The organism is Paraburkholderia fungorum (genome assembly GCF_046026025.1).
GTDB lineage: Bacteria > Pseudomonadota > Gammaproteobacteria > Burkholderiales > Burkholderiaceae > Paraburkholderia > Paraburkholderia fungorum_E.
Map to the genome: position 1 here is coordinate 1 of NZ_JAQQFL010000053.1, position 22,872 is coordinate 22,872.

21 protein-coding genes are annotated in these 22,872 nt (G+C 63.3%); 5 read left to right on the top strand and 16 right to left on the bottom strand.

Annotated elements, in window-relative coordinates; genetic code table 11:
- Positions 1-255 precede the first annotated feature (255 nt).
- From PQR67_RS36025 to phnS, 8 genes are all read right to left on the bottom strand, one after another.
- Positions 256-816, bottom strand: coding sequence for a phosphonate degradation HD-domain oxygenase (locus PQR67_RS36025; RefSeq protein WP_408467560.1), 561 nt, complete (start codon positions 814-816; stop codon positions 256-258).
- A gap of 3 nt (positions 817-819) precedes the next feature.
- Positions 820-2,271 carry a phosphonoacetaldehyde dehydrogenase gene (gene phnY / locus PQR67_RS36030; protein WP_408467562.1) on the bottom strand — a complete coding sequence of 484 codons (1,452 nt, stop codon included), beginning with the start codon at positions 2,269-2,271 and terminating at the stop codon, positions 820-822.
- Positions 2,268-3,533: a phosphonoacetate hydrolase gene (phnA, locus tag PQR67_RS36035; RefSeq protein ID WP_408467563.1), complete on the bottom strand. Its 1,266-nt coding sequence runs from the start codon at positions 3,531-3,533 to the stop codon at positions 2,268-2,270. The genes phnY and phnA overlap by 4 nt, the downstream gene beginning before the upstream one ends.
- A gap of 57 nt (positions 3,534-3,590) precedes the next feature.
- Positions 3,591-4,325: a phosphonate utilization associated transcriptional regulator gene (locus PQR67_RS36040; protein WP_408467564.1), complete on the bottom strand. Its 735-nt coding sequence runs from the start codon at positions 4,323-4,325 to the stop codon at positions 3,591-3,593.
- A gap of 84 nt (positions 4,326-4,409) precedes the next feature.
- Complete coding sequence (gene phnV / locus PQR67_RS36045; RefSeq protein WP_408467565.1) at positions 4,410-5,273, bottom strand: 2-aminoethylphosphonate ABC transport system, membrane component PhnV; 864 nt, start codon at positions 5,271-5,273, stop codon at positions 4,410-4,412.
- A complete protein-coding gene (locus tag PQR67_RS36050) occupies positions 5,263-6,204 on the bottom strand; it encodes a 2-aminoethylphosphonate ABC transporter permease subunit (protein ID WP_408467566.1) in 942 nt (313 codons plus the stop codon). The genes phnV and PQR67_RS36050 overlap by 11 nt, the downstream gene beginning before the upstream one ends.
- Positions 6,182-7,282: a 2-aminoethylphosphonate ABC transport system ATP-binding subunit PhnT gene (gene phnT, locus PQR67_RS36055; RefSeq protein WP_408467567.1), complete on the bottom strand. Its 1,101-nt coding sequence runs from the start codon at positions 7,280-7,282 to the stop codon at positions 6,182-6,184. The genes PQR67_RS36050 and phnT overlap by 23 nt, the downstream gene beginning before the upstream one ends.
- Positions 7,283-7,379: 97 nt before the next feature.
- A complete protein-coding gene (gene phnS / locus PQR67_RS36060) occupies positions 7,380-8,471 on the bottom strand; it encodes a 2-aminoethylphosphonate ABC transporter substrate-binding protein (RefSeq protein ID WP_408467568.1) in 1,092 nt (363 codons plus the stop codon).
- Positions 8,472-8,835: 364 nt separating this feature from the next.
- Between phnS and PQR67_RS36065 the strand changes: the two genes are divergently transcribed.
- Entirely contained in the window at positions 8,836-9,948 is a 1,113-nt protein-coding gene (locus tag PQR67_RS36065) for a 2-aminoethylphosphonate--pyruvate transaminase (protein ID WP_408467569.1), read from the top strand.
- A 94-nt stretch (positions 9,949-10,042) separates the two neighbouring features.
- On the opposite strand, the gene PQR67_RS36070 is transcribed toward PQR67_RS36065, so the two are convergent.
- Positions 10,043-10,798, bottom strand: coding sequence for a DeoR/GlpR family DNA-binding transcription regulator (locus PQR67_RS36070; protein ID WP_169488938.1), 756 nt, complete (start codon positions 10,796-10,798; stop codon positions 10,043-10,045).
- A 176-nt stretch (positions 10,799-10,974) separates the two neighbouring features.
- Between PQR67_RS36070 and PQR67_RS36075 the strand changes: the two genes are divergently transcribed.
- Positions 10,975-12,534, top strand: a complete 1,560-nt coding sequence (locus tag PQR67_RS36075; protein WP_408467571.1) for an ABC1 kinase family protein — start codon at positions 10,975-10,977, stop codon at positions 12,532-12,534.
- A 136-nt stretch (positions 12,535-12,670) separates the two neighbouring features.
- A complete protein-coding gene (locus PQR67_RS36080) occupies positions 12,671-13,543 on the top strand; it encodes a DMT family transporter (RefSeq protein ID WP_408467573.1) in 873 nt (290 codons plus the stop codon).
- Between the two features lie 24 nt (positions 13,544-13,567).
- On the opposite strand, the gene PQR67_RS36085 is transcribed toward PQR67_RS36080, so the two are convergent.
- Positions 13,568-14,524: a L,D-transpeptidase gene (locus tag PQR67_RS36085; RefSeq protein ID WP_408467574.1), complete on the bottom strand. Its 957-nt coding sequence runs from the start codon at positions 14,522-14,524 to the stop codon at positions 13,568-13,570.
- Positions 14,525-14,995: 471 nt separating this feature from the next.
- Between PQR67_RS36085 and nadE the strand changes: the two genes are divergently transcribed.
- Positions 14,996-15,856 carry an NAD(+) synthase gene (gene nadE, locus PQR67_RS36090; protein ID WP_408467575.1) on the top strand — a complete coding sequence of 287 codons (861 nt, stop codon included), beginning with the start codon at positions 14,996-14,998 and terminating at the stop codon, positions 15,854-15,856.
- A 127-nt stretch (positions 15,857-15,983) separates the two neighbouring features.
- Here the strand turns inward: nadE and PQR67_RS36095 are convergent, their stop codons facing one another.
- From PQR67_RS36095 to PQR67_RS36115, 5 genes are all read right to left on the bottom strand, one after another.
- Positions 15,984-16,253: an RNA-binding protein gene (locus PQR67_RS36095; protein WP_408467576.1), complete on the bottom strand. Its 270-nt coding sequence runs from the start codon at positions 16,251-16,253 to the stop codon at positions 15,984-15,986.
- Between the two features lie 457 nt (positions 16,254-16,710).
- Positions 16,711-17,061, bottom strand: coding sequence for a hypothetical protein (locus PQR67_RS36100; protein ID WP_408467577.1), 351 nt, complete (start codon positions 17,059-17,061; stop codon positions 16,711-16,713).
- Between the two features lie 100 nt (positions 17,062-17,161).
- The gene (locus tag PQR67_RS36105) at positions 17,162-17,815 is read right to left on the bottom strand and encodes a hypothetical protein (protein ID WP_408467578.1); all 654 of its coding nucleotides are present in this window, start codon (positions 17,813-17,815) and stop codon (positions 17,162-17,164) included.
- Positions 17,816-18,062: 247 nt separating this feature from the next.
- Positions 18,063-19,721 (bottom strand): S10 family peptidase, encoded by a 1,659-nt coding sequence (locus PQR67_RS36110; RefSeq protein WP_408467579.1) that lies wholly within the window; start codon positions 19,719-19,721, stop codon positions 18,063-18,065.
- A 250-nt stretch (positions 19,722-19,971) separates the two neighbouring features.
- A complete protein-coding gene (locus PQR67_RS36115; protein WP_408467580.1) occupies positions 19,972-21,528 on the bottom strand; it encodes a S53 family peptidase in 1,557 nt (518 codons plus the stop codon).
- Positions 21,529-21,833: 305 nt separating this feature from the next.
- On the opposite strand from PQR67_RS36115, the gene PQR67_RS36120 reads away from it, so the two are divergent.
- Positions 21,834-22,343 carry a DUF1993 domain-containing protein gene (locus tag PQR67_RS36120; protein ID WP_408467581.1) on the top strand — a complete coding sequence of 170 codons (510 nt, stop codon included), beginning with the start codon at positions 21,834-21,836 and terminating at the stop codon, positions 22,341-22,343.
- Between the two features lie 107 nt (positions 22,344-22,450).
- On the opposite strand, the gene PQR67_RS36125 is transcribed toward PQR67_RS36120, so the two are convergent.
- Complete coding sequence (locus PQR67_RS36125; protein ID WP_116121219.1) at positions 22,451-22,771, bottom strand: YnfA family protein; 321 nt, start codon at positions 22,769-22,771, stop codon at positions 22,451-22,453.
- Positions 22,772-22,872: the final 101 nt, after the last annotated feature.

Here is a 22,872-nt window from a genome sequence, read left to right on the forward strand (position 1 = left end):
ATTTTTTTAACCTTCTCAACCCGCTCACTTCGCTCAAAGCCTTGCCACTGCTGGCTCTCCCGCTTCCCATGCCCCGGCGTCCGGAGCACGAAAGAGCGAGATTCTAGCGAGCCGCACGGTGCCTTGCAAGCGTTATTTTGATACGCAGGGATTGCACCGGAAATGGTGCAAAAATTGGGCGCGCAAATTGAAAATGAGCGGCACAACAAGTGGCGCGGCCAGCTCATCCGAAGGATCAGCTGAGTACTACCTCGCTCAGGCAGCCACGCGCTTCTGCATGACACGCTCGACTACGCCCAGATAATGATCGAGGCCCGGCGTCGCACGATTCTCTTCTTTCGCGCGATCGTCCCATTTGCGCAGACGCAATGCATCTTCCGCGTAGGGCTTCTGCAGAAACACCTCAGCCTCCTCCTTGCTGAAGATACCGCCTTGCAGCGCCAGGCTGCGCACCGAATCGACGGAAAGCTGGCCAAAGTAGGTAGCGTCGATTGCACAGAGGCAGCGCTTGGCGTCGACGTGCAACCGGATCGGCTCCAACACCGCGTCCGACAACACCGGCCGCAAGAACGGCAGCGCAAAATACTGATGCAGATCGTCGATGCCTCGCTCCGTCGGCGTTTCGCCTTGCAGATTGAGCAAGTGGCCAAGGTCATGCAGAAACGCCGCGGCAACGAGTTCTTCGTGAGCCCCCGCCTCTTCCGCCAACGCACCGCTTTGCAACGCATGCTCAAGCTGCGTCACCGGCTCGCCGCTATAGGCGAGGCTGCCGTATTGCTCAAACAACGAACGGATATCGTTCAGACTCAATGCCACGCTTCACTCCCACGGTAATGAAAAGGTCTTCAGGTTGGTGAAGCTCTTCATCGCTTCCTGAACGCCTTCCTTATAGCCGAGCCCGGAATCCTTGATGCCGCCGAACGGCGTCAGTTCGATCCGGTAACCCGGCACTTCCCACACGTTGACCGTCCCCACACGCAATTCGTTGATGAAACGTGTGATCGCATCCTGCCGGTTCGTACACACCCCGGACGACAACCCGAACGGCGTGCCGTTACTGATACGAATAGCGTCGTCGAGCGTATCGAAGGTGATGATCGGCGACACCGGGCCGAACGTTTCCTCGCGCACCAGCGTCATTGCCGGGTCGACACCCTCCAGCACCGTCGGCGAGTACAACGCGCCGTCGCGCCGGTTGCCGATCCGCAGGCGCGCGCCGGCCGCCACCGCCTCGTTCACACGCGCTTCGAATAGCTGCGCGGCGGCGACGTCGATCACGGTGCCCATCTGATTGGTAGCGTCGAACGGATCGCCGTAGGTCCATGCGCGCGTCTTCTCCACGACCAGATCGGTGAAGTCCGCCGCGATGCTCTTTTGCACCAGCATCCGCTTGACCGCGGTACACCGCTGCCCGGAGTTCTTATATGAACCCTGGACGGCAAGCGTCGCCGCACGCTCGAGATCGGCGTCTTCGAGCACGATCAGCGGGTCGTTGCCGCCAAGCTCCAGCACGACGCGCCGGTAGGCCGCCTTCGCCGCGATATATTTGCCAATCGCTACGCCGCCCGTGAACGTCACGAGCTCCGCCAGAGGATGCGTGATCAGTTCGTCGGCGATCTCGCGCGGATCGCCGGTCAGCACCTGCAGCATCGGCGCCGGCAAACCCGCTTCATAAAGAATGTCCGCCAGATAGAACGCCGACAAAGGCACCTTCTCCGACGGCTTGAGCAGCACCCGATTATTCGTCGCGATTGCTGGCGCAATCTTGTGCGCGACCTGGTTCATCGGGTGATTAAACGGTGTGATCGCAACGATCACACCCGCCAGCGGCTCACGCTGCGAAAACACACGGCGCTGCTTGCCATGCGGTGTGAGATCGCAGGAGAAACTCTGCCCGTCGTCGCGCAGGGCCTCGATCGAGGCGAACTTGAACACGTCGGCGACACGGCCGATCTCGTAGCGCGAATCCTGCTTCGACAAACCCGACTCGCGCGAAATCAGGTCCGAAGCTTCCTCGGTGCGCTCGCGCAGCAATGCCGCAGCGCGCTCGAGAATCTGCGAACGCTCGTAGCGTGTGAGCTTCGCCTGATACGCGGCGGCGTATTCGAACGCGGCGCGCACGTCGTCGATGCTCGCCAACGGAACCGTGCCCACCCGCATCCCGCTAAAAGGATCGAACACGTCGAGCGTGCGTGAACGGGTCGCGCGCTCGCCCTTGAGCCGCAACGCCTCTGCCCGAAATTCCGGATGGTCCCGCAGCACGGCGTTCATGATGCCGACACGTGATTCAATGCAACGTCGAAGATATCGAAGTTGCGCAGCCGCTTGCCAATTTTACCGGCGGGCAACGTCTCGACGCGGCGATTGAACAGCAGCGGCACTTCCTGCTCGGAGATCCCGCCGTGCGAGCGCAGCGGCACGGTCAGTCCGGACAGATCGTGCTCATCGCGACGCGTGCCGAGCACCACATGCCGGGTGCTGACCACGACGATATCGCCCACACGGTCGTTCGGCAGCTCGAAGCGCTCGCATGCGGCGCGATTGTCGAGCACCACTTCGATACCCGGCAAAACGCTGATCCGCGCGATCACCTGCGCGACGCTCACGTCGTGCGGCAGGTAAATCGTCGCGAACGAACCGAGTGCGCCGTGATGCACGACGTAGGGATCGGTAATCGGCAAAATGACACGGGCGCGGCGACCACCGAGCCAATCGTCCAGCACATCCTGCAGATAGATCACGTTCGGTTCGCCGGTCTTCGGGTCGTGCTTGGCGTTCATACCGTGGTCGGCGGTCAGGCCGATCACCCAGCCAAGCGCATCGAGCCTGGCAAGGTAGCTGTCCATCATTGCGTAGAACGCGTTCGCGCCTTCGGTGCCAGGCGCCCACTTGTGCTGGATGTAGTCGGTGGTCGACAGATACATCAGATCGAGCTTGCGGGTTTCAGCCAGCCGCACGCCGGCGGCGAACACGAATTCGGACAACCCCGCGCTATACACATCCGGCACCGGCAAGCCGACCAGGTCGAGTACTTCGTCGATGCCGTTTTCTTCGTGCGTCACCTTGTCGGCTTTCTCCGCCGAGAAGCAGATGCCCTTCAATTGCCAGCCGAGCAGCCGGCGCAGCTTGTCTTTCGCGGTGACCACGGCGACCGCGGCGCCGGCTTGCGCCGCGGCGGCCAGCAAGGTCCCGGCGCGCAGGTAGGCGGGATCGTTCATCATCACTTCCGCGCCTTCGCCGCCGTTCGCGTCCGGGTCCCAGAAGTAGTTGCCGCAAATGCCGTGCACCGAGGGCGGCACGCCGCACACGATCGAGAGGTTATTCGGGTTGGTGAACGACGGAACCACGCAATCGCCCTTGAAGGCCGCGCCGCCTTCGAGCATCTTGCCGATGAAAGGCGCGACGCCCGCCGCGACCGCGGCTTCGAGGTAATCGTATTCACAGCCGTCGACGCACACCACGACAGTCGGTTGCACAGGCAGCCGGTAGCTGCGGCCATTGACTTCGATCGTACGTTCGCTTGCGTTTGCCATCGTTATCTTCCATGCGTTGAGAGCACGCGTGCTCTGGTCAATCCGTTGCCGCCGGCCTCAATCGTTCGATACCGCCGAGATCCGCACGGCGCCCAGCGCCCCCGCCGGTTCGCAGGCCTCATGCGCGCGCTGCAGGCCGCCGTTCACATGCGCATGCATCAGCGCCGCGGCCTGCCCGGCGTCGCGCGAGGCCAATGCCGTCAGGATCGCGCGATGTTCGGCCAGTGAGCGTTCCATCGCGTCGGCATGCACCACCAGCGCGGCGCGGCGAAACAGGCTCAGCTCGCCCACCAGCCTTCGATACGTCTCATACAGCTTGCCGTTGCCCGACGCCGCCACGATCGCGTCGTGAAACGCCACATTGGCGCGCGCGTAGGCGTCGGGGTCCTGGGCGTCGAGCGCCGCGCGCATCGTGTCGAGCCACTCGCGTAATCCGGCAAGCTTGCTCGCGTCGATACGCGAAGCCAGCATCCGGCACGCCGCCTCCTCGAGCACCGCGCGCACGGCATAAATCTCGTCCGCCTCCGCCAGCGACACCGTTCGCACGAACACGCCGCGGTTCTTCTCGGTGCGCACGAGGCCCGCTTGTTCCAGCGCGCGAAACGCCTCGCGCACCGGCCCGCGCGACACCTGCAGACGCGTGGCCCAATCGGCTTCGTTGAGTTTGTCGCCGGGCGCGAGCGCTCCTTCGATGATGTGCCGTTCGATTTCGTCACGGACCAACGTCGTCAGCGAATGCCTACGCACAACGTCGATCGGATCGACGGGAGCAGTTTGCATATATTCGGTCATTTTGACAAATTTCGCCACATCGATATGTGTTTGCGCGCCGCCGTCTGGCATACGCACGCAAACACAACAATCAAAGGGTGCTCGTCAATCCACTCGACGGCGCGGGACACGTGCCGCAATCAGCAACAGCGCGGCAAGCGAGACCATCAGCAGAATCAGCGACAACGCGGAGGCCGGCAGATAGTAGCCGCGCTCCACCTGCCCGACCACGACGATCGGCACCGTCGCGAAGCCCGGTGGATACACCGTGAGCGTGGCGCCGAGTTCGCCGAGCGACAGCGCAAAGCCGAGTGCGAGGCTCGCGCGGATCGCCGGCACCAGTTGCGGCAACACGACGCGGCGCAGCACCATCGACGGGGGCGCACCCAGACTCGCCGCCGCCTCGCGCAGAATGGTCAGCTCCGGGCGCAACGCGGCGGCCGCGCAGCGGTAGCAGAACGGCAGCACCAGCGCGAGCTGCACGAACACGACGATGGCCGCCGAGCTCGACAGATCGAGCGGACGCTTGTGGTACGCGATCAGCACGGCCAGCCCGAGCACCACGCTCGGCACGCCGTTGGGCATCATCGCGATGGTGTCGACCACCGCACCGAGACCGCGCCGGTCGCGGCCTTCGAGCGCCAAGGCGAGCCACAACCCGAGAATCGTGCCGAGTACGGCGACGCCCATGCCGACTTCGAGGCTGGTTGTCAGCGCGTCGAAGTCACTGGAGCCGAGCCGTTCGAACCAGCGCATGCTGAAGCTGTCAGGAAAGATGGTGCCCGACCAGTGTCCGGCCACGCTCGAGAGCGCGACCACCAGCACCGGCAAGACGAACAACCAGAAACACAGCAATGCGGCAAAACCGAGAAACAGACCGCCGAGCATGCGCACCGGCAGACTGCGGCGCACCGGCCGCGCCTTCTTGTGCATGACCGGCAACACGGTCGGGTCGAGTTCAACGGCCATGGCCCGCTCCTTTCACCTTGCGACGGTTGACCTGGCGGTACAACGCGTACAGCGACAAAGACATGATCAGCATCACGACCGCGCCGGCGGCGGCAGTCGGCAGGTCGAGATCGACGGTCGCGGAACTGTAGATCGCGACCGGCAGTGTGACCAGGTGCGCGCTGCCGAGCACGAGCAGAATGCCGAATTCGTTTAACGTCAGCAGAAAGCACAGGATCGTGCCGGCGGCGATGCCCGGCCACGCGAGCGGCAGGATCACCTTGAGCGCGACCATCCAGCCGCCGGCGCCGAGGCTGCGGGCGGCTTCGATCAAGCGCATGTCGAGCGTGGCGAACGACGCCAGTGTCGGACGCACGACAAACGGCGCATAGAAGACCACTTCCGCGAGAATCACGCCGCCCACGCCGAACAGGAAATTGAGCGGCGGCGCTTCGAGATGAAACAACTGCTGCAAGGCGATGCTGACCGAGCCTTGCGAGCCATACAGAAAGATCAGCGTGAAGGCGACCAGAAACGACGGGAACGCGACGAACAGTTCCAGGAAACGGGTGACCATGCGCGCGCCGGGAAACGGCTTGAAGAACAGCAGCGCCGCGAGGCCAATGCCGAGCAACGATGCGAGCCCGGCACTCACAAACAGGATCCATAGCGTCGTGCCGACCACGCCGCGCGTTTCCGGATTGCTGAAAAACGTCGAGTAGGCCTGCAGACTCAAACCGTGCGGCCCGGTGAAACTCAGCAGCACCAGACGCACGAGGGGGTAAATCACCAGCGGCCCCAGCACGACCACCGCGAGGAACAGCAGGTGCCATTGCGCCGCGCGTTCGCGGCGCTTCACCGCCGCCGTGTGCGAGGCCGCGCTCGCGCTGCGGCGAGCGTCGGCGGCCGCATTGAGCGGATTGGGGGAATCAGGGGTTGATAAGGACGACATCGTCAGCCTCATAACGCAGGGAAACACGCGCGCCCTTCTCCGGCATCATGCCTTGGCCGCGCTGCATGGTGACGAGCACGGGTTCGTTCGGCATCGCGTCCAGCACGACCGACACCGACAACACCGCGCCATACCATTCGACCGACGTAATCGCGCCGTGCAACTGGCCTTCGCCGAGCGGCACGATCCGCAGTGCTTCCGGACGCAGACAGGCCACCCGCTCGCGCTCGTTGTAGCGCGCGTCGTCCATGGCAAATGCGACTTGCGGCGGCAGCAGATTGGCTGCGCCCAGATAGCGCGCGACGAAACCGTCGTTCGGTGTGTCGTACAACTGCTGCGGCGTGCCGAGTTGCGCGATGCGGCCTTCGCGCATCAGCAGCGTGCGGTCGGACAGCACCAGCGCGTCGTCCTGATCGTGCGTCACGCAGACAATGGTCAGATTCGGCAGGCGCTCATGCAACGCCTTCAATTCGGAACGTACCGAGGCGCGCAGATTCGCGTCGAGCGCGGACAGCGGCTCGTCGAGCAGCAGCACATCGGGCTCGATTACGAGCGCGCGCGCCAAGGCCACGCGCTGCTGCATGCCGCCCGACAATTGCGCGGGCATGTGATGCCCGGCGTCACCCAATTGCACGAGCTTCAACGCATCGGCGACACGTCGCGCGACATCCTTCGAGGGAGTGCGACGCGCGCGCAACCCGAAGGCCACGTTGTCGAACACCGACAGATGCGGGAAAAGCGCATAGCTCTGGAACAACAATCCAAGGTTGCGCTTGTGCGGCGGCACATGCGTCAGGTCGTGACCGGCAACGGTCAAGGTGCCCGACAGTCCATCCGCTTCAATGAACCCGGCGATGAAGCGCAGCAGCGTGGTCTTGCCGCAGCCGCTGCGACCGAGCACGGTGAGCAATTCGCCGCGTTGAATGGTCAGAGACAGATCGTCGAGCACGGTGCGCGTTCCGAAACGCACGCTCAGATGGTCGATCTGCACGCCGCCCGGCGTGTTCGAACGCGCGGCGTCGAGCGCGTCCGGAGAGGCGCCGAGCGCGCCGGGGTGAGCAAGACTGGCCGTATTCACCGGGTTCATCCTCCAACTGAATTAATGCTGATACGGCGCGCCCCACACACACATGCATGCAGGAAGCGCCGCCTGACTCAATGACGAACCGTCCTGCTTACTTCGGCTTGACGACGTCGAGTTGCTTGCCCGACGAACCGATCACGTCGCTCTTCCAGCGTGCCGTCCAGTCAGCCTTCTTCGCCATCACTTGCGTCCAGTCCACCGGAATCAGCTTCACGCCGGCGATCGCCTGCTTGACTGCTTCGCCGTTCTTGCCGGCGAGCGGTACGTCAGTGCGGCCCGGGATACCGAAGATGTCCGGCACCTTGGCTTGCACGTCGGTCGACATCAGGTAGTCGATCAGTTTCTTGCCTTCTGCCTGGTTCGGGCCGTTCTTGATCAGGCCGATCGCGTACGGCAGCTGGAAGGTGGTCGGCTTATCGCCGGCTTTGGCTGCGAGGAAGATCGGCTTGAGCGACAGGCCGCCGTTGGCTGCATCGTCCAGATCCATCTGCAGGTCGCCGTTGGCGAAGGCGATTTCGTTGCGCGAGAGCAGCACGTCGAGGTAGCCGGTGCCCTTGGTGTGGAACTTGGCGCTCTCTTCAAGCTTCTTCAGGTAGTCAAACGCCTTGTCCTCACCCATCAGCGACGTGGTCAGGATGATCACGGCCATCCCGTCGCCCGCCGTGGCCGGGTTCGAGTAAGCGACCTTGCCGGTGTAGTCCGGGTGCAGCAGATCGGCGAACGTCTTCGGCTGGTTCTTCGTGACGTCCGGGTTGATCGCGAACGAGAAGTAATTGTTCACGAAGGTCGCCCATGCACCGTTCGGCGCCTTGGCGATGGCCGGCACGTTCTTGTAGTTGGCGCTCTGATAAGCCTGCAGCAGGCCGGACTGGTCGGCTTGCTGGATAAACGGCGGCAACGTGACGATCACGTCGGCCTTCGGCTGATCCTTCTCGATGGTGGCGCGATTCACCACTTCGCCGCTACCTGCCGTGACGATGTTGACCTTCACGCCTTCCTTCTTTTCGAAGGCCGGCAGCACATCCTTATAGAGGTTTTCGAGGCCGTCGGCGGTGTACAGCACCACTGCATCAGCCGCGTGAGCCTGCATCGCCGTGCCGCCGAACGCTGCCGCGGCGATCAGCGCCGGCAACAGTTTGCGTGCGAAGCCAACCGTGGCGTGAAGGGAATTCGTCTTTGTCATGTCGCTCTCTCCGAAAGGCAAAAAACCAGACGGTCGGGATAACCCGATACCTGTTGTGATTGAACGGCGGTGCGCGCCGTGCCGCTTGCGTGTTGCCCGCAGCCAGTTGTCATGCAGTTTCGCGCGGATTGCAGATTGCTGACAACTTTGCCGCTTCTTCTCCAGCCAGACTTACAGCCCACCTACGACACCCGCGCTGCCAGCCTTGCCTGAACGGGCACGGCAAGGATTACAGGTTTCCATGACAACGCCATGACCATTCTGTCGAATTCCAACAATTGACACAATTCGCCAATAACATCCAAACTAAACTTCTCGTCACCCTGCCCGGGCGACGGACATTCATCTACTGATAGAGGCTAGTGTGATCCTTGGCAACGACCCAATCCTGCTGACCCCGGGGCCGCTCTCCACCTCGCCGCAAACCCGCGAAGCGATGCTGCGCGACTGGGGCTCGTGGGACGCCGCGTTCAACCGCATGACCCATAGCGTATGCGCCGAGCTTGTCACGATCGCGCGTGGCGAAAGCGACTATGTCTGCGTGCCGCTTCAAGGCAGCGGCACCTTTGCGGTCGAAGCCGCCCTCGGCACGCTGGTGCCGCGTCAAGGCTGTGTGCTGGTGCCGAACAACGGCGCGTATTGTGCCCGTCTGATCCGGATATTGCAGCGTATGGGAATCGCCTATGTCGAACTGGCGCTGCGCGAGGACGAGCCGGTCAGCGCGGCCGCCATTGAAGACGCTTTCAATCGCAATTCGCGTATCAGCCACGTCGCGCAGGTCCATCTGGAAACGAGTACCGGGTTGCTCAATCCGCTCGACGATATCGCCGCGGTATGTCAGCGGCACGGCAAAAGCCTGATCGTCGACGCCATGAGCTCGTTTGGCGCGTTGCCGATCGACCTGCGGCGCGGCGGTATCGACGCGCTGATCTCGGCCAGCGGCAAATGTCTGGAAGGCGTACCGGGGATGGGCTTCGTGATTGTGCGGCGCAGCGTGCTGGAGCAGAGCGAGGGACGCTCGCCCTCGCTTGCTCTGGATTTGCACGATCAATACGTCTATATGGAGAAGACGACGCAGTGGCGCTTCACGCCGCCCACTCACGTGGTCGCGGCTTTGCGTCAGGCACTCGATCAATTCGTCGCGCAAGGAGGACAACCGGCTCGCGGCGAGCGCTACCGGCAAAACTGCGCGGCGTTGGTCGGCGACATGAAAGCGCTTGGTTTCGAGCCGTTTCTGAAACCCGAAGTCCAGGCGCCGGTGATCGTCACGTTTCACGCGCCGCGCGACCCCGCGTGGAATTTTCCGGATTTTTACGCTGCGGTGCGCGAGGCCGGTTACGTGCTGTATCCGGGCAAACTCACGCAAGTGGAAACGTTCCGCGTGGGCTGCATCGGCGCGATCGACGCAAACGAACTGCATAACGCGGTGGCGGCGATCGGCCGCACGGTAAAACAGCTCGGGATTCGCGTGAAGTAAAGTGGAATGCCATGCAGCGCTCCGTGGCGGCTGACGTGCACGAGGCTTTCGCTCTCATGCGCTCAGCGTGCCTGCCGCCAGGTTGACCACGCGATCAGGCGATCAGGATTTCCGGCCCGTGCGCGGTGATCGCCTTGCCGAGCGCCTTTTCCGGCGCCAGTTCGGTGACCAGATAGCGGGCCGATTCGATGCCGTTGATGCGCACCGGCGTCACGCGCCCGAACTTTGAATGATCGGCAACCACGACCACCGTGTCGGCGGCGGCGATCATTCGGCTGCGCACTTCGGCGGCCATGCGGCTGTAGTCGGTCAGGTAGCCGTCCGGCGAAATGCCGCCCGCGCCGATAAAGGCAAAGTCCGCGTGGTACTGCGTCAACTGATGGACCGTGTCGAGCCCAAAGGTAGCGTCTTCGATATCCGACAGTTCGCCGCCGAGCAGCGTAACCCGGTTGTCGTTGCGGCGGCCAAGCAGCAGTGCGATACGCCAGTCGTTCGTATAGACCGACAGGCGATGCCGGTCGAGCAATGCCCGGGCCACGGCCTGGGTCGTGCTGCCGGAATCGATGATCAACGAGGCGCCGTCCGGCACGAACTCGGCCGCGCGCTCGCCGATCGCCCGCTTGGCGCCGGCGTTGGCGGCTTCGCGCGTATCGAGGTCGGGCTCGCGCCGGTCGCTCGACAGCGCGCCGCCGTGGGTCGTGACCAGCAAACCGCGCCCGGCCAGCGCATTCAGATCACGGCGGATCGTCTCGCGCGACACGTTCAGTTCGCGCACCAGTTCAGCAACCGAGAGCGCGCCGGTTTTGGCGACTTGCGCCAGGATGTATTGGTGACGTTGTTCTGCGAGCATCTGTTGAGGGCCGGAAGCCGGCACGCTTGGGTTTCGCCACGGGTGGAAGGCCGGCGTATTGTATTACGCGCGGCGTGGGGATGCTCCCCCGCGCGCGCTTACCTGCTAACCTGACAGGTCTCGCCGCGCGCCGACACCTGTCGATGCCGCGAAGTAGTCTGTCAACCGAACCACCGATGCCGCCACTGTTTCGCCGCTTACTGTTGCTGTTCCACGCGTTGCGTTACGGCGCGCGCCTGCTCTGGCTTGCCGCCCCAGCGGAGCACAAACTGCACTGGATGATCGAGCTGGTCGGCCGCGTGCATGCGTCCGGAGGCGGCCGCGAACGCCTGCACGGCGTGCTGCCGGCGCTCGGGCCGCTCGCGAGCCGCTTCGCGCAGACCCTGGCTGAACGGCCCGAACTCGCAACCGGCACGCTGCACGACGCCATCGACGCCATCGATCACCTCGAAATCCCGCTGCCGCCGCAGGAAGCCGGGCAGGCTCTGGCGCGCGCATTCGGCCGGCCGCTCGCCACGATTTTCAGCGCGGTCGATCTGGTGCCGGTGCGCGGCGGTTTTGCCGAACAGACGCACTTCGCGCGGCTCATCGCGCCGGTCGACGGCCATAGCGAGGTGGCCATCAAGCTGGTGCGCGCCGATCAGTTGCAACAGATCGGCGACGAACTCGCGCTTCTGCGCTGGGTCGCGCGCTGGCTGGAGAAACTGTCCGGCTCGGCTCGCCGCCTGCAAGTGCGTGCGTTGGCGCAAACCTTCACCGACGACATCCTGCGCCGCTTCGATCTGCGCGCCGAAGCGGCCAATCTGAGTCAGACCGGCCATCACTTCGACGGCGACAAGCGCGTCGTCATACCGAACGTCATCTGGGACTTGTGCACCAATCACACGCTGACGATGCAGCGCATCAGCACCCTGCCCGCTAGCGACCTCCCCGGCCTGCACGCGCATCACATCAAACTCGCGCCGCTCGCCGCGCATATCGTCGAGGTGGTCACTGAACAGGCGTTCGAGCACGGCTTCTTTCACGCGACACTCGATGCACGCCGGGTGCGCGTGAGCGTCGAACCGGACACGCTGGGACGCCTTGTGCTGGCGGAGTTTTCGATCATGTCGAGCCTGTCGACCGGCGAGCGCGAATTCTTTGTGCATGGCGCGACCGCGCTGTTCAACCAGGACTACGGCCGGCTTGCCGAACTGCATCGCGATGCCGGGCACGTGCCGCATGACACGCGCGCGGAAATGCTCGAAGCCGAGTTGCGCACACGCGCCGAAGCACACTTCGCAGCCGACCCGGAAGACCGGTCAGCGGGTTCGCTATTTCATCATCTGCTGCACGCCGTGCATCCGTTCGACGGCGCCGTACCAGGGCGGCTTGCCACCGCGCAGCGCTCGTTCCAGCAAGCGGAGATGCTGGCGCGCGCGCTGCATCCGGGCGTCGATACATGGAATGTTGCCCGCAATGTGCTGGCGGGAATCGCACAGCGCGACATGGATCATCGTGGCTGGATCAAACGCATCGCGCGCGAGTTGCCGCATCTGGCGCATATGCTGCCGCGGTTGCCGCAACTGGCTGTGCGCTACCTGCAGCATGAGCACGATCGCGCCCGCACGCCGCAGCAGAATGCGCAGTTGTTGCTGGATATCGGCCGTGAATATCGGCGCACGCGCAGGTTGCTATGGGCCTGCGCGGTGTGTGGCGGTTTGCTCGGCGCGGGGACCGTCTTGTTGATGTGGTGATATTGAGGCGGCGATGGGCGCTTCGCGGCGAGCTTCGAGCAATCCGTCTTGAGCCCGCACCCGTGATTGCAGCTTCGAACAAGACGCGCCTGGCGCGGCCTGGCAAGATGGCGGCTTTTCACATCACCCGACTCAGATGCTCGTTGCCTCAATCGCCGCCGTATTCGTCGTGTTGTGGTCGACCGGTTTCGTGGTCGCCCGGGCGATCACGCCCTATGCCGATCCCAATCTGTTCCTGCTCGCGCGCTTTGGCGGCACCGCGCTGATATTCGCGCTTGCCGCGTTCGCCGCACGCGCTGCGTGGCCGAGCGGCCGCGATCTCGGCAAGCACCTGCTCGCGGGCGCGCTGCTGCAAGGCGTCTACCTCGGCGCGGGCTACTGGGCCGTCGCACAGGGCTTGAGCGCCGGCGTGATGGCCTTGCTCGGCGCGCTGCAGCCGCTCGCCACGGCGGCCGTCGCGGCGCCACTGTTTGGCGAACGTCTGTCGAAGCGCGGCTGGGCCGGCATGGCGCTCGGCCTCGCCGGCGTCGTGCTGGTGCTCGAACCGAAACTCGCCGCGGCCGCGCCGTCCACCCCGCACGGCAACGCGCCGCCGTGGCTGGTCGTGTTCATCTCGATCGTCGCGGTCGGTGCGATCACCGCGGGCACGCTGTTTCAGAAGACTTCGCTGGCGAAAGCCGATATTCGCAGTGCAAGCGCGGTGCAGAATTTCGGCGCGGCAGTGGTTGCGGCGGTTCTTGCGCTGGCGCTCGGTGAGCATCGCTGGATTGCATCCGCCACTTTGTGGGGGTCCCTTGCGTGGGGCATCGTGATGCTGTCGGGAATCAGCGTCACTTTGCTGGTGTGGATGGTCAGGCGCGGCGATGCTGCGCGCGCCACCGCGCTGATGTTCCTCGCCCCGCCGCTCGCCGCGCTCGAAGGCTATGTCGGCTTTGGCGAAACGCTGCTGCCCGTGCAGATCGCCGGATTCGGGGTGGCGCTGGTGGGCGTGCTGCTGGCGCGGTCGTGAGGGTTTGAGCGGCGCGCCCGCGGCTCAATCCGCCGTGTCGGCCCCGGCCGGCACCTTTGCACGCACCTTGCTGCCCGGGGCCGGAGCCCAGGCCGGACGGCTCTTGCGTTCAGAATCCACTACGACGATGTAGCGCCCCGCCCAGGGTGTCACCTGCCGGTCACTTTTCAACACCCACAACGATTTGCCCGATTCGACGAGCGCGGCATATTCCGCGTCGAGAATGCCGTAATGGTCGATAAACGCATTCAGCGAGGCGGGAATCCGCACGCAACCCTTCGAATGGCGAATGCCGAGCAGCGGCTCGAGCCGGTCCGGGTCGGTGGCGTGCATCTGGAAACGCATCTGCGACACGCCGCCCTTGCCCCAACCCCGTTCGCCCTGAGCCCAGCCGAGGTCGAAGATCCGCATGTCGCGCTTGCCGTAGCCGCGGATGTGGTTCTCGTTCAGCGTGCCTTCCGAGCGGAAATCCATGTTCGACGGCGTATGTTCGAACACACCGAGCGGCGTGATGAAATGGTCGTACTCACCCGGCCGGCCCGTTGAAACCGGCGCCGCGCCGATCATCTGCCAGCTATCCGAAGGGACCGCCCGGAAATAGATGAACAGCGCCTGCACGTTGGCGTTGCGGTCCACCATCACGACATACTCACCCGACAGATTGCCAAGCATGTGCTCGTTCAATGCCGCTTGCAGGCGATCGGCATAGGCGCGCTGCTCCGCGGCCGGCACTTTCAGCCGACGTGTCACCTCTTGCGCAAACACATCCCGCAGCAGGAACGCATGACGCGGATCAACCACGCCGGCCGCGTCGGGTGCGGCAACGGCCGATGCGGCAACGGCAGGCGCCGGGCGCTTCAGCGCCACGGACGCTGGTGCCCGCGCGGACGGAGTGGCTGAGGCTGAGGCTGAGGCCGTGCCCGACGCCGCGATCGCGACGCTCCATGAAACCGCGCAAAAAACGGCCGCAAACACTCGCATCAAATAGCGCTCTGCACGAGCTGCGCGCGCGAAACGCGGCACAGAGAGTAAATCCGGCATACATACCATTTGAGTTAGACGATCTACCGATGCGGACGTGCTACGGTCCGATGCAGACTGGCCTGGCCGATTGGGGCAGTTCATCGCGTATTTGAGCAAACCTGATTATTATTGACTGCTCGCCGGCTCATGCGGCGCGCGGAACCAGGATGTTACTAAGCACACTGGCACCTGTCGATGAAGAATCGGCCAATTCACCTATATCCCTGGATTGACCGTCATTTAGCGATCCGCGCAGCGGTTTAAAAGCTGCGCACAGTAAATTTAACGCCGATATTCGCAGTAAAACCGCGACGTCGATTTGTCACATCATGCCCGCAGAACAGCGCCGTTCGTGGGCGGCCACTCGTGGCATCCGCGCGCGGTCTCATTGCCAACACTCGCGCCACCGCATAGGGAGAACAGAGGAACATGACGCAACCAGACCCAACCGCACGCCAGGCAAGCATTGCAGCGGAAATGCACAGCGCTGCCGAGTTCGACGCCGCACAGGAAATCGAGCGGCGGGTCGCTTTTCTGGCGAATTATCTGCGCACTAGCGGCCTGAAAACCTATGTCCTCGGGATTAGCGGCGGCGTCGATTCGACTACTGCCGGGCGGCTTGCACAACTCGCGGTCGAACGGCTGCGCGCCGAACATTACGACGCGCGTTTCGTCGCGATCCGTTTGCCGTACGGCGTGCAAAAAGATGAGGCCGACGCGCAGCAGGCTCTGAATTTCATTCGCGCCGACGAAAATCTCACCATCGACATCAAACCCGCCGCCGATGCAATGCTCACCGCGCTGGGTAACAGCGGCCAGCGATTTAACGACGACGCACAGCAGGACTTCATCCACGGCAATATCAAGGCGCGGCAGCGAATGATTGCGCAATACGCGGTAGCCGGCGCCCGCGCCGGCGTGGTTATCGGCACAGACCACGCGGCCGAGTCGGTGATGGGATTTTTCACGAAGTTCGGCGATGGCGGCGCCGATGTGCTGCCGCTCACCGGCCTGAACAAGCGCCGTGTGCGCGCACTATCCAAAGCTTTGGGTGCGCCCGAAGCGCTGGCCCACAAGGTGCCAACCGCCGACCTCGAAATGTTGCGCCCGCTACGGCCGGACGAGGACGCGTACGGCATCCCGTACGACGATATCGACGATTTTCTGGAGGGCAAACCGGTGAGCGCCGCCGCGCGCGAGACGATCCTGCGTTTCTACGATGTCACGCAGCACAAGCGCGCGTTGCCCTACACGCCGTTCGATTGGCCGGTGAAGACAAGCGGGGAATGAGAGAAACGAGGTAAAGACCCGCTGTAAGGGCCGGCAAGCACGGGGAGGATGCGCATCAGAAATGCACCAGCCGCAATGCATTCTCCCCAGTCGAAGCGTTCGGCAAACGCCGTGGGTAGCGAGACGCTCAGTGGCCAGGCGGCGATGTGTCGTCGCTGAACAGGTCGGCGCTCGCCTCCAGTGCCAGGCCGCCCAGATGCTTGCCGTGAATCTGCCGCGCAATCACGTCACCCACATACGGCACGTCCGCGTCCAGTTCGACGGTGGCGTAAGCGCTGGGTTTGCCGACATCGACCACCTCGACACTTTTCGCGTAATGCCCAAGCTCACGTTTGAGGAATTCCCGCACTTCCTGCTCGCTGCACGATTCCGCGATATTGCGCACGATCAGGTTCATGCCGTCTACCCTCGACGCCCGCTACGATCCGCGGCATGCACTCGTACCGGGCGCAGCGCGGCACGCTGTTTCGCCTGAGCCGCCGCGAGTTGGCGGATCAATGCAGCGCCGGCCGCAGCCAAAGCAGCCAATGACAGATAGAAGGCAATCATTTAAATCTCCCCTTCGAATTTCGTCCTGTTTTCAGGATAGCCACAATCGACAACAAAAGCGATGCGACACAGTGTCATAAAAGACGGACTTTAAAACGCCCGTTAATGCACTGTACCTACGCACTGCACCTGCTCACTCTACCTGAATAAGCAGCGGTAAAAACAGCAAAACACATGTTCAGTCAGTGATGCAGTCCCGGCACATGCTCCAGACGCGGACGCTGGACGCAAAAACCGGGCCGCGATACGCATCGCCGCCGGCATCCTGCGGGGGACGTAGGCAAAAGGCGGACTGGTCGTACGGATCAGTCCGCCGCTTGCACGTTGGCCGCACTCACCCACCACGCATTCTTGCCTTGTGGCACATGAACCAGTACGGCGGACGGATCGTCAACGCCATCGTCGGCGATTTCACACACCGGCAAACCGTCCGGCAGGTGCTTCACCTCGCCGGCCGCCTGGAACAGCGCGACGCGCTGCGCGTTCAGTGGCCGCAGTTGCCGGTACACGTCGAAACTGATTGCCGCGGGCACGTCACCGCGAATCAGCAGTGACTCGGCGCTGCCGCAGCGCACGGGTTCGGCGGCAAGCGCTGCAGCGCTGCCGAACAGGCAGCCGAAAGTAAGCGCCAGTGCAGTAAGGCGTGAGTGGGTCAAAGTGATTCTCCGGGAATAAGTTGGGGCAGCACACGGCTGGCGGCACGACTGAACACACACGAATGAACAACCAGGCCAACCTGAGCGGAGACAGGCGGCCTCATGGCGCGCTGTCGCGACCTTCGCCCCGGCCGTTACTGTCGCCGGTCGCGACGTCGAGACGGCTCACGTCGCAGGACGTCTGGCTAATTCCCGAATAGACCACCGACCAGTTCCCGACAATCGCCGCTTGCGCCTCCGCGAGGCTCAGTTTCCCTTCACAAATGCAGCGTTTGAGCATGACCGCGGCGCGCGCCTTGCGACGCTCGCCCTGCGGGCCTGCCCACGGCAGAAGGTCGAGATTGGAGGGTGCGTTCGGCGAACCGCCAAGCACGACGGGCACACGCCTGTCCAGTGCGAAAGCCTGAGCGTTGCCGGCATCGATGCCGCGCGCGGCAAGCATGCGATCCTTGTGAGCCATCAGTTCATCGAACGGCGGAGCGACCGTGTCCGCATAGCCGGCTCGGCAAATCGTTTCGCCGATTGACTCCTGCGTGACGCGCTCATCGAGCATCGCCGCATCCTGAGCCCAGACTTGACCGACGCGCAATGCGAGTACAACCGTGCAGCCGAACAGAATCGCAAACCGCACCTTGCGCGCAGGACGCGCGGCGCCGCACCGGCGCATGAGCGTCGGCCGGATTGCCTGATATGTCCTGCTGGTTGCGTCGCTGCAATGGGTAATGCAACGCCTGTCTGCAATGCCTGCGTTCATTCGTCGGCGCGCCGGTAACGGCGCGCAATAGTTCAATTCGCAGGCTAATTAAAACACATTCAATATTCGTGCGTGAAAAGACGCACATGCGCAATCGGGCGACGATGCGTCCCGATGCGCTCACAAGGGGCTGCCGGCGCTGTCTTGCCCTGCGCGAATGCACGTTGCAAGACAGCGCCGAATCGCAGGACAAAGACAACGCCGCGGCCTGCATGCCGGTCACGCACGACACCGGCGGCAAGCTACGTCAACCGGGTTTCGCCACCCGAGCCTGCAAGGCGCGGATACGCCCAAGCGCCTGAGTATTGGACACGGTTGCGTCGTACATCCTGGACAGATCCGCTTTGAGCGCCGTGCGCGAGCCGCCGTCGAGATAAACCATATGCCCCGACGGATAAAAACGCGCCGACAGATTCTGCCGGACCTGCTGACTAACCAGCGGCATTTGCTGCAGATCGAGCACGGTCTGATAGAACGGCGTGACGTAATCGAAGAAACCGTTCGCCGACAACACCTTCAGGTCGGGGTTGAGCGCCATCACGGCGGCAAGATCGCCCGCTGTGTACAGAATGACGTTGCCCTTCGCGTCGAGCCCCTTCTGCGCGCCGGTCGGATCGATATGGCTAAAGTCCCAGTACTGGAATGCCTGATCGTTGAGGTCCGTGAACGCCGAATTCGACGTGTATTTCAACTGCTCGTTCAGATACACGTTCCACATCGTCGTGTAGACGCCGGTCACCGCCGTCATGGTCGGATCGTTGCCGCCCGAATTCGGGTCGATCTTGCCCGCAATGCCGGTGTTGATCGCCGTCACGCGGCCGTCGTACTCGCCGAGCGCGAGACCCTGCGCTTTCAGCAACGTGGTCAGGAACAGCGAATTGCCGCGGCTGTCGTACGACGAAATGTCAAGGCTCCAGGCGAGCAAGGTGGTCTTGTCGATCCCGGTGTACTCGCTGAGTTTTTCGACGGTTGCGGAATCCGTGGTCGGAAATTTGCGCAGTGCCGCCAGATAGTCGGTGCGCGCGAATTGCGCGACTTCTTCGGCAAATGTGCCGAGGTCGGTGGGGCGCGGCGCGATCCCGAGTTTCTTGTGATACCACGCATCCGCGGAGGCCGTGGGCAACGCGCCGACCGGGTTGCCGGATTGCGTGTAGTCGAGAATCGACGATTGCAGCGTAATGCCGTTCAGATCGACGCCGTCTTCATGCAGCCGGTACGCCAGCACGCAACTGCGCGCCGTGCCGTAAGACTCGCCGTACAGGTACTTCGGCGAATTCCAGCGATTGTTCCTGGTGAGAAAGCGTTTGATGAACTGTTTGATCGAGTCCGCGTCCTGGTCGACACCCCAGAAGGCGCGGTTCGTCTTCGGCGCAATGGCCGCCGAGTAGCCCGTGCCGACCGGATTGATGAAAACGAGGTCGCTCTTGTCGAGCAGACTGTCCGGGTTGTCTTCCATCGCGTACGGCGCGGGCGGCGTAAAGCCCGGCATCGAGGTCTTGATACGGCGCGGCGCGAACGAGCCTAGCAGCACGAACACCGACGACGAACCCGGGCCGCCGTTGTAGAAGAAAGTCACCGGGCGGGCTTCCTCCTTCTGGTTGTCCTGCGTGAACGCGACGTAGAACATTTTGGCTTCGGGCTGCGAGCTGCTCGGGTCGACAATCACGAGGTGGCCCACCGTCGCCGTGTAATTGATCTTCTGGCCGCCGATGGTGGCCGAATGATGCGTAATCGCGGCAGCTTCAGTGGTGTCGGTGACGGAGTCGTCCGGCCCGTTGCCATACGCAACCGGATCGAAGAACGGCTGATCGCCTGTTTTGTGCGACGCGCCGGCGGCCGTTGCGGGCGAAGCATGGGTGTTGTGTGAAGACTGCGGACTAACGGAAGCTGACTCGGGGTTCGTCATGATCGCTCCATGGGTTCGTTAACGTCTTTGAGTGTCTTGGTGTGTGCTGATGTTTGCCTGATGCGTCTCAATGCGTCCTGGTTGCCCTGATGTCTCTTGTGTGTCCTGCGTTGCCAGCATCTCGCGAAACCGTACGCCGTACCGCTTGCGGCCTGAACGCTACGCACCGTGGGACCACCGCGAACAGCCGGCGAGCGCCTGAGCCGACAATCCGGCAGGCGCCGCCCGAAACAATCCGCGAGTCTTCAGACTATAGTGCGGCCGCCACCTTCTGACCATTGGGGCTGCCAAGTCCCGTGCACGCATCCCAGCCAGCCGATGCGGCGAAGCTGCCGTTGTTGCCTTGAGTAATGTCGTTAAACGCGCCCGGCGCCTTATACAGCTTCGGGTTGATGAAACCAGCGGGTTCCCCTTTCGCCGCGTTGATCCGCGCAATCAACGCCGCCCACAGCGGCGCAACCGCACTGGTGCCGCCGACCACGGTCTGCGTGCCATCGATCAGTACGCTATAGCCGGTGACGGGCGAAGCATCGCCGGCCACGTCCGGCACGCCGCGCCCGCTGAGCGCCTTTTTGGCGCCGTTTGATGAAGTAACCGACAAGCCCTGTTGCCACACGGGAACCGGAAAGGCCCGGCTCACGCCACCGCCGCTCGCGCCGCCTTGCGCGCCGTCGTTCCACACCGCCTCATGCGAGATCGAGGTGCCCGACGCGGTCAGGCTCGTACCGCCGCACGCCAGCACGTAAGGACTCGACGCAGGAAAGTCGACCTGATCGCTGCCCGAACCGTCGCTCGAACCGCTATCGCCCGACGCCGCGCAAACCGTCACACCCAAGGCCGCCGCCGTTTGCAGCAGGTTGTTGAATGCCTGCAGCGACTGGCTGGTCCAGTTCGACTCAGGGCCGCCCCAACTGATCGAGATGACCGTGGGTTTGTTGGTCGTGTCATGCACGGCGGTGCTCACCGCGTCGATGAAACCGGCGTCGCTGTTCTGCGTGAAATAGACCGCGATCGTCGCGCCCGGCACAATCGCGCCGACGATTTCGATATCCAGCGTGACTTCGCCGTCGGGTCCGTTCGGGTCGCCGCTCGGCTGATTGCTCCCCTCATCGACGCCGATCGCTGTCACCTTCGGTGAGGCGACGCCAAGGCTCGCAAAGTAACTCTTGAGGTCGGACGCGCTGTACCCACCGCCGAGTTCGATGATGCCGACACATTCGCCGCTGCCGTCGCCCTGTGGAAACTGATACAACGACGCAAGCTGCGGTGGCGTAAAGGAAACCTGATGTCCTTTGGCCGGCTGAAACGGCGGCCGGATGCGAAAGTGTGGCCGCGCCTGAGGCCGGTTGTCGAGCCCGAGCACGGCTTGCACGATACCGTGCAGATCGTCCGGCACGCTGATCGTACCCGTGCGGCCGCGGAACTGACCCGCCGTGTGATGTTGGTAATGTTCCAGTTTGACGCCGAACGCGGTCTGGAACTGCGCGATCGTGCCACTCAGCAACACCTGGCGCGCGGCCGGATCTTCCCGCACCACCGTCAAACCGTGTGCGACGGCAAAGGCTTTGACCTTGGCGACGTCGTCCGGCGCGGCGCCGTATTCTTTTGCAAACGCCTCACGCGACAGAGGCTTGACGCCTGGATCGCCCGCCTCGATCTTGCTCATCAGTGCGTCGAACTGCGCCTGCCGCTGACGGCGCAGTATCACGAAAACCTCGATCCGTTCAGCCGGATCGCATTGCCCAACGACCGTCGAACCTTGCACTGCCGTTCGCTCGCTTCCCGGCAGCGGTTGTCTATTGACCATGGTGTCGATTCTCCTGTTAGCGTGACGGCACGGGCCGCAAGGTGGACACCACGCACGGCACGCGCCTGCACGAACTCGCCGCCGTGCGACCGGCGGCGGACTGCTGTTTCAAGGACTTCGCCAACCGTCCGACCCATGCATTCGAACACAGTTCCGGCATCCGCGGCAGTTGTCCGAATGGCCAACGCCGGGTTGGATCAATGCGCATCGCGCAGCACCCGCGCTATGATGCTGAAGCGGCAATCCAGCCGTCGCAGCGCCTCGCGCGCCGCCCGCGCGCACGATCAAAGAATCAGAGGAACCCCATGTCAATTTCGATGTATCAAGCGTCCTTGCCCGTGCTGGTGCGCGGCATGACCAACCTGCAGGTCATCCTCGGCAAGGCCGAGGCGCACGCTGCCGAGAAACAGATCGACCCGTCCGTGTTCACGAGCGCCCGGCTGGCGCCGGACATGCTGCCGCTGGTGCGCCAGGTCTATATCGTCAGCGACACGGCGAAGGGTTGCGCCGCGCGCCTGGCCGGTGTCGAAGCGCCGAAGTACGACGACGTCGAGCAGACTTTCGACGAACTCGATGCCCGCCTTCAAAAGACGATTGATTATCTGAAGGAATTCAATGCACAACAGATCGACGGTTCGGAAGAACGTCCGATCACGCTGAAAATGCGCAGCGGCCCGATCGAGTTCACGGGCATGTCATATCTGCTCGGTTTCGTGTTGCCGAACTTCTTTTTTCACGTCACGACGGCGTACGACATTCTGCGTCACAACGGTGTCGAACTTGGCAAGCTCGACTATCTGGGCGGCATCAAATAACACGGGCGGCCGTGCTATTGCGTGAGCGCCACGCGATTACCGCATAAGCAGCACGTGCACACACGTGAGCTGAATATGACCCGCGTGCGAACTCCGCAGGAAACGCGTCAAACGCGTGGCTGGAATGCAATGATCGCCATGCCGGCCAGTGTGAATGCCACACCGGCCGCGTCCCACAGCGTGGGGCGCACTTTGTCGACGCACCATAGCCACGCGATCGCCACCGCCACGTACACACCGCCGTAAGCCGCATACACGCGGCCTGCGGCGGTGCCGTGCAGCGTCAGCAGCCAGGCGAACAAGGCGAGACTCAGCGCGCCGGGAACCAGCAGCCAGATGGAGCCGCCCTCCTTCAGCCAACGCCAGGGCAAATAGCAGCCAACGATTTCGGCAATGGCGGTCACGGCATAAAGCAGAAACGTTTTCATCGACGGGTTGAAGCGAGTAGTTGTGTTGACGCGCGACTGTGCACGACTGTGCGCGGCAGTTTATCGGTTTTATTGACACAACCACTTTGCCCGCGCGATTG

Excerpts from the sequence above, each read along its gene's own strand:
- phnY (WP_408467562.1), bottom strand. The coding sequence starts at position 2,271 with ATGAACGCCGTGCTGCGGGACCATCCGGAATTTCGGGCAGAGGCGTTG.
- phnA (WP_408467563.1), bottom strand. The coding sequence starts at position 3,533 with ATGGCAAACGCAAGCGAACGTACGATCGAAGTCAATGGCCGCAGCTAC.
- PQR67_RS36040 (WP_408467564.1), bottom strand. The coding sequence starts at position 4,325 with ATGACCGAATATATGCAAACTGCTCCCGTCGATCCGATCGACGTTGTG.
- phnV (WP_408467565.1), bottom strand. The coding sequence starts at position 5,273 with ATGGCCGTTGAACTCGACCCGACCGTGTTGCCGGTCATGCACAAGAAG.
- PQR67_RS36050 (WP_408467566.1), bottom strand. The coding sequence starts at position 6,204 with ATGTCGTCCTTATCAACCCCTGATTCCCCCAATCCGCTCAATGCGGCC.
- phnS (WP_408467568.1), bottom strand. The coding sequence starts at position 8,471 with ATGACAAAGACGAATTCCCTTCACGCCACGGTTGGCTTCGCACGCAAA.
- PQR67_RS36070 (WP_169488938.1), bottom strand. The coding sequence starts at position 10,798 with ATGCTCGCAGAACAACGTCACCAATACATCCTGGCGCAAGTCGCCAAA.
- PQR67_RS36075 (WP_408467571.1), top strand. The coding sequence starts at position 10,975 with ATGCCGCCACTGTTTCGCCGCTTACTGTTGCTGTTCCACGCGTTGCGT.
- PQR67_RS36080 (WP_408467573.1), top strand. The coding sequence starts at position 12,671 with ATGCTCGTTGCCTCAATCGCCGCCGTATTCGTCGTGTTGTGGTCGACC.
- PQR67_RS36085 (WP_408467574.1), bottom strand. The coding sequence starts at position 14,524 with ATGCGAGTGTTTGCGGCCGTTTTTTGCGCGGTTTCATGGAGCGTCGCG.
- nadE (WP_408467575.1), top strand. The coding sequence starts at position 14,996 with ATGACGCAACCAGACCCAACCGCACGCCAGGCAAGCATTGCAGCGGAA.
- PQR67_RS36095 (WP_408467576.1), bottom strand. The coding sequence starts at position 16,253 with ATGAACCTGATCGTGCGCAATATCGCGGAATCGTGCAGCGAGCAGGAA.
- PQR67_RS36105 (WP_408467578.1), bottom strand. The coding sequence starts at position 17,815 with ATGAACGCAGGCATTGCAGACAGGCGTTGCATTACCCATTGCAGCGAC.
- PQR67_RS36110 (WP_408467579.1), bottom strand. The coding sequence starts at position 19,721 with ATGACGAACCCCGAGTCAGCTTCCGTTAGTCCGCAGTCTTCACACAAC.
- PQR67_RS36115 (WP_408467580.1), bottom strand. The coding sequence starts at position 21,528 with ATGGTCAATAGACAACCGCTGCCGGGAAGCGAGCGAACGGCAGTGCAA.
- PQR67_RS36120 (WP_408467581.1), top strand. The coding sequence starts at position 21,834 with ATGTCAATTTCGATGTATCAAGCGTCCTTGCCCGTGCTGGTGCGCGGC.
- PQR67_RS36125 (WP_116121219.1), bottom strand. The coding sequence starts at position 22,771 with ATGAAAACGTTTCTGCTTTATGCCGTGACCGCCATTGCCGAAATCGTT.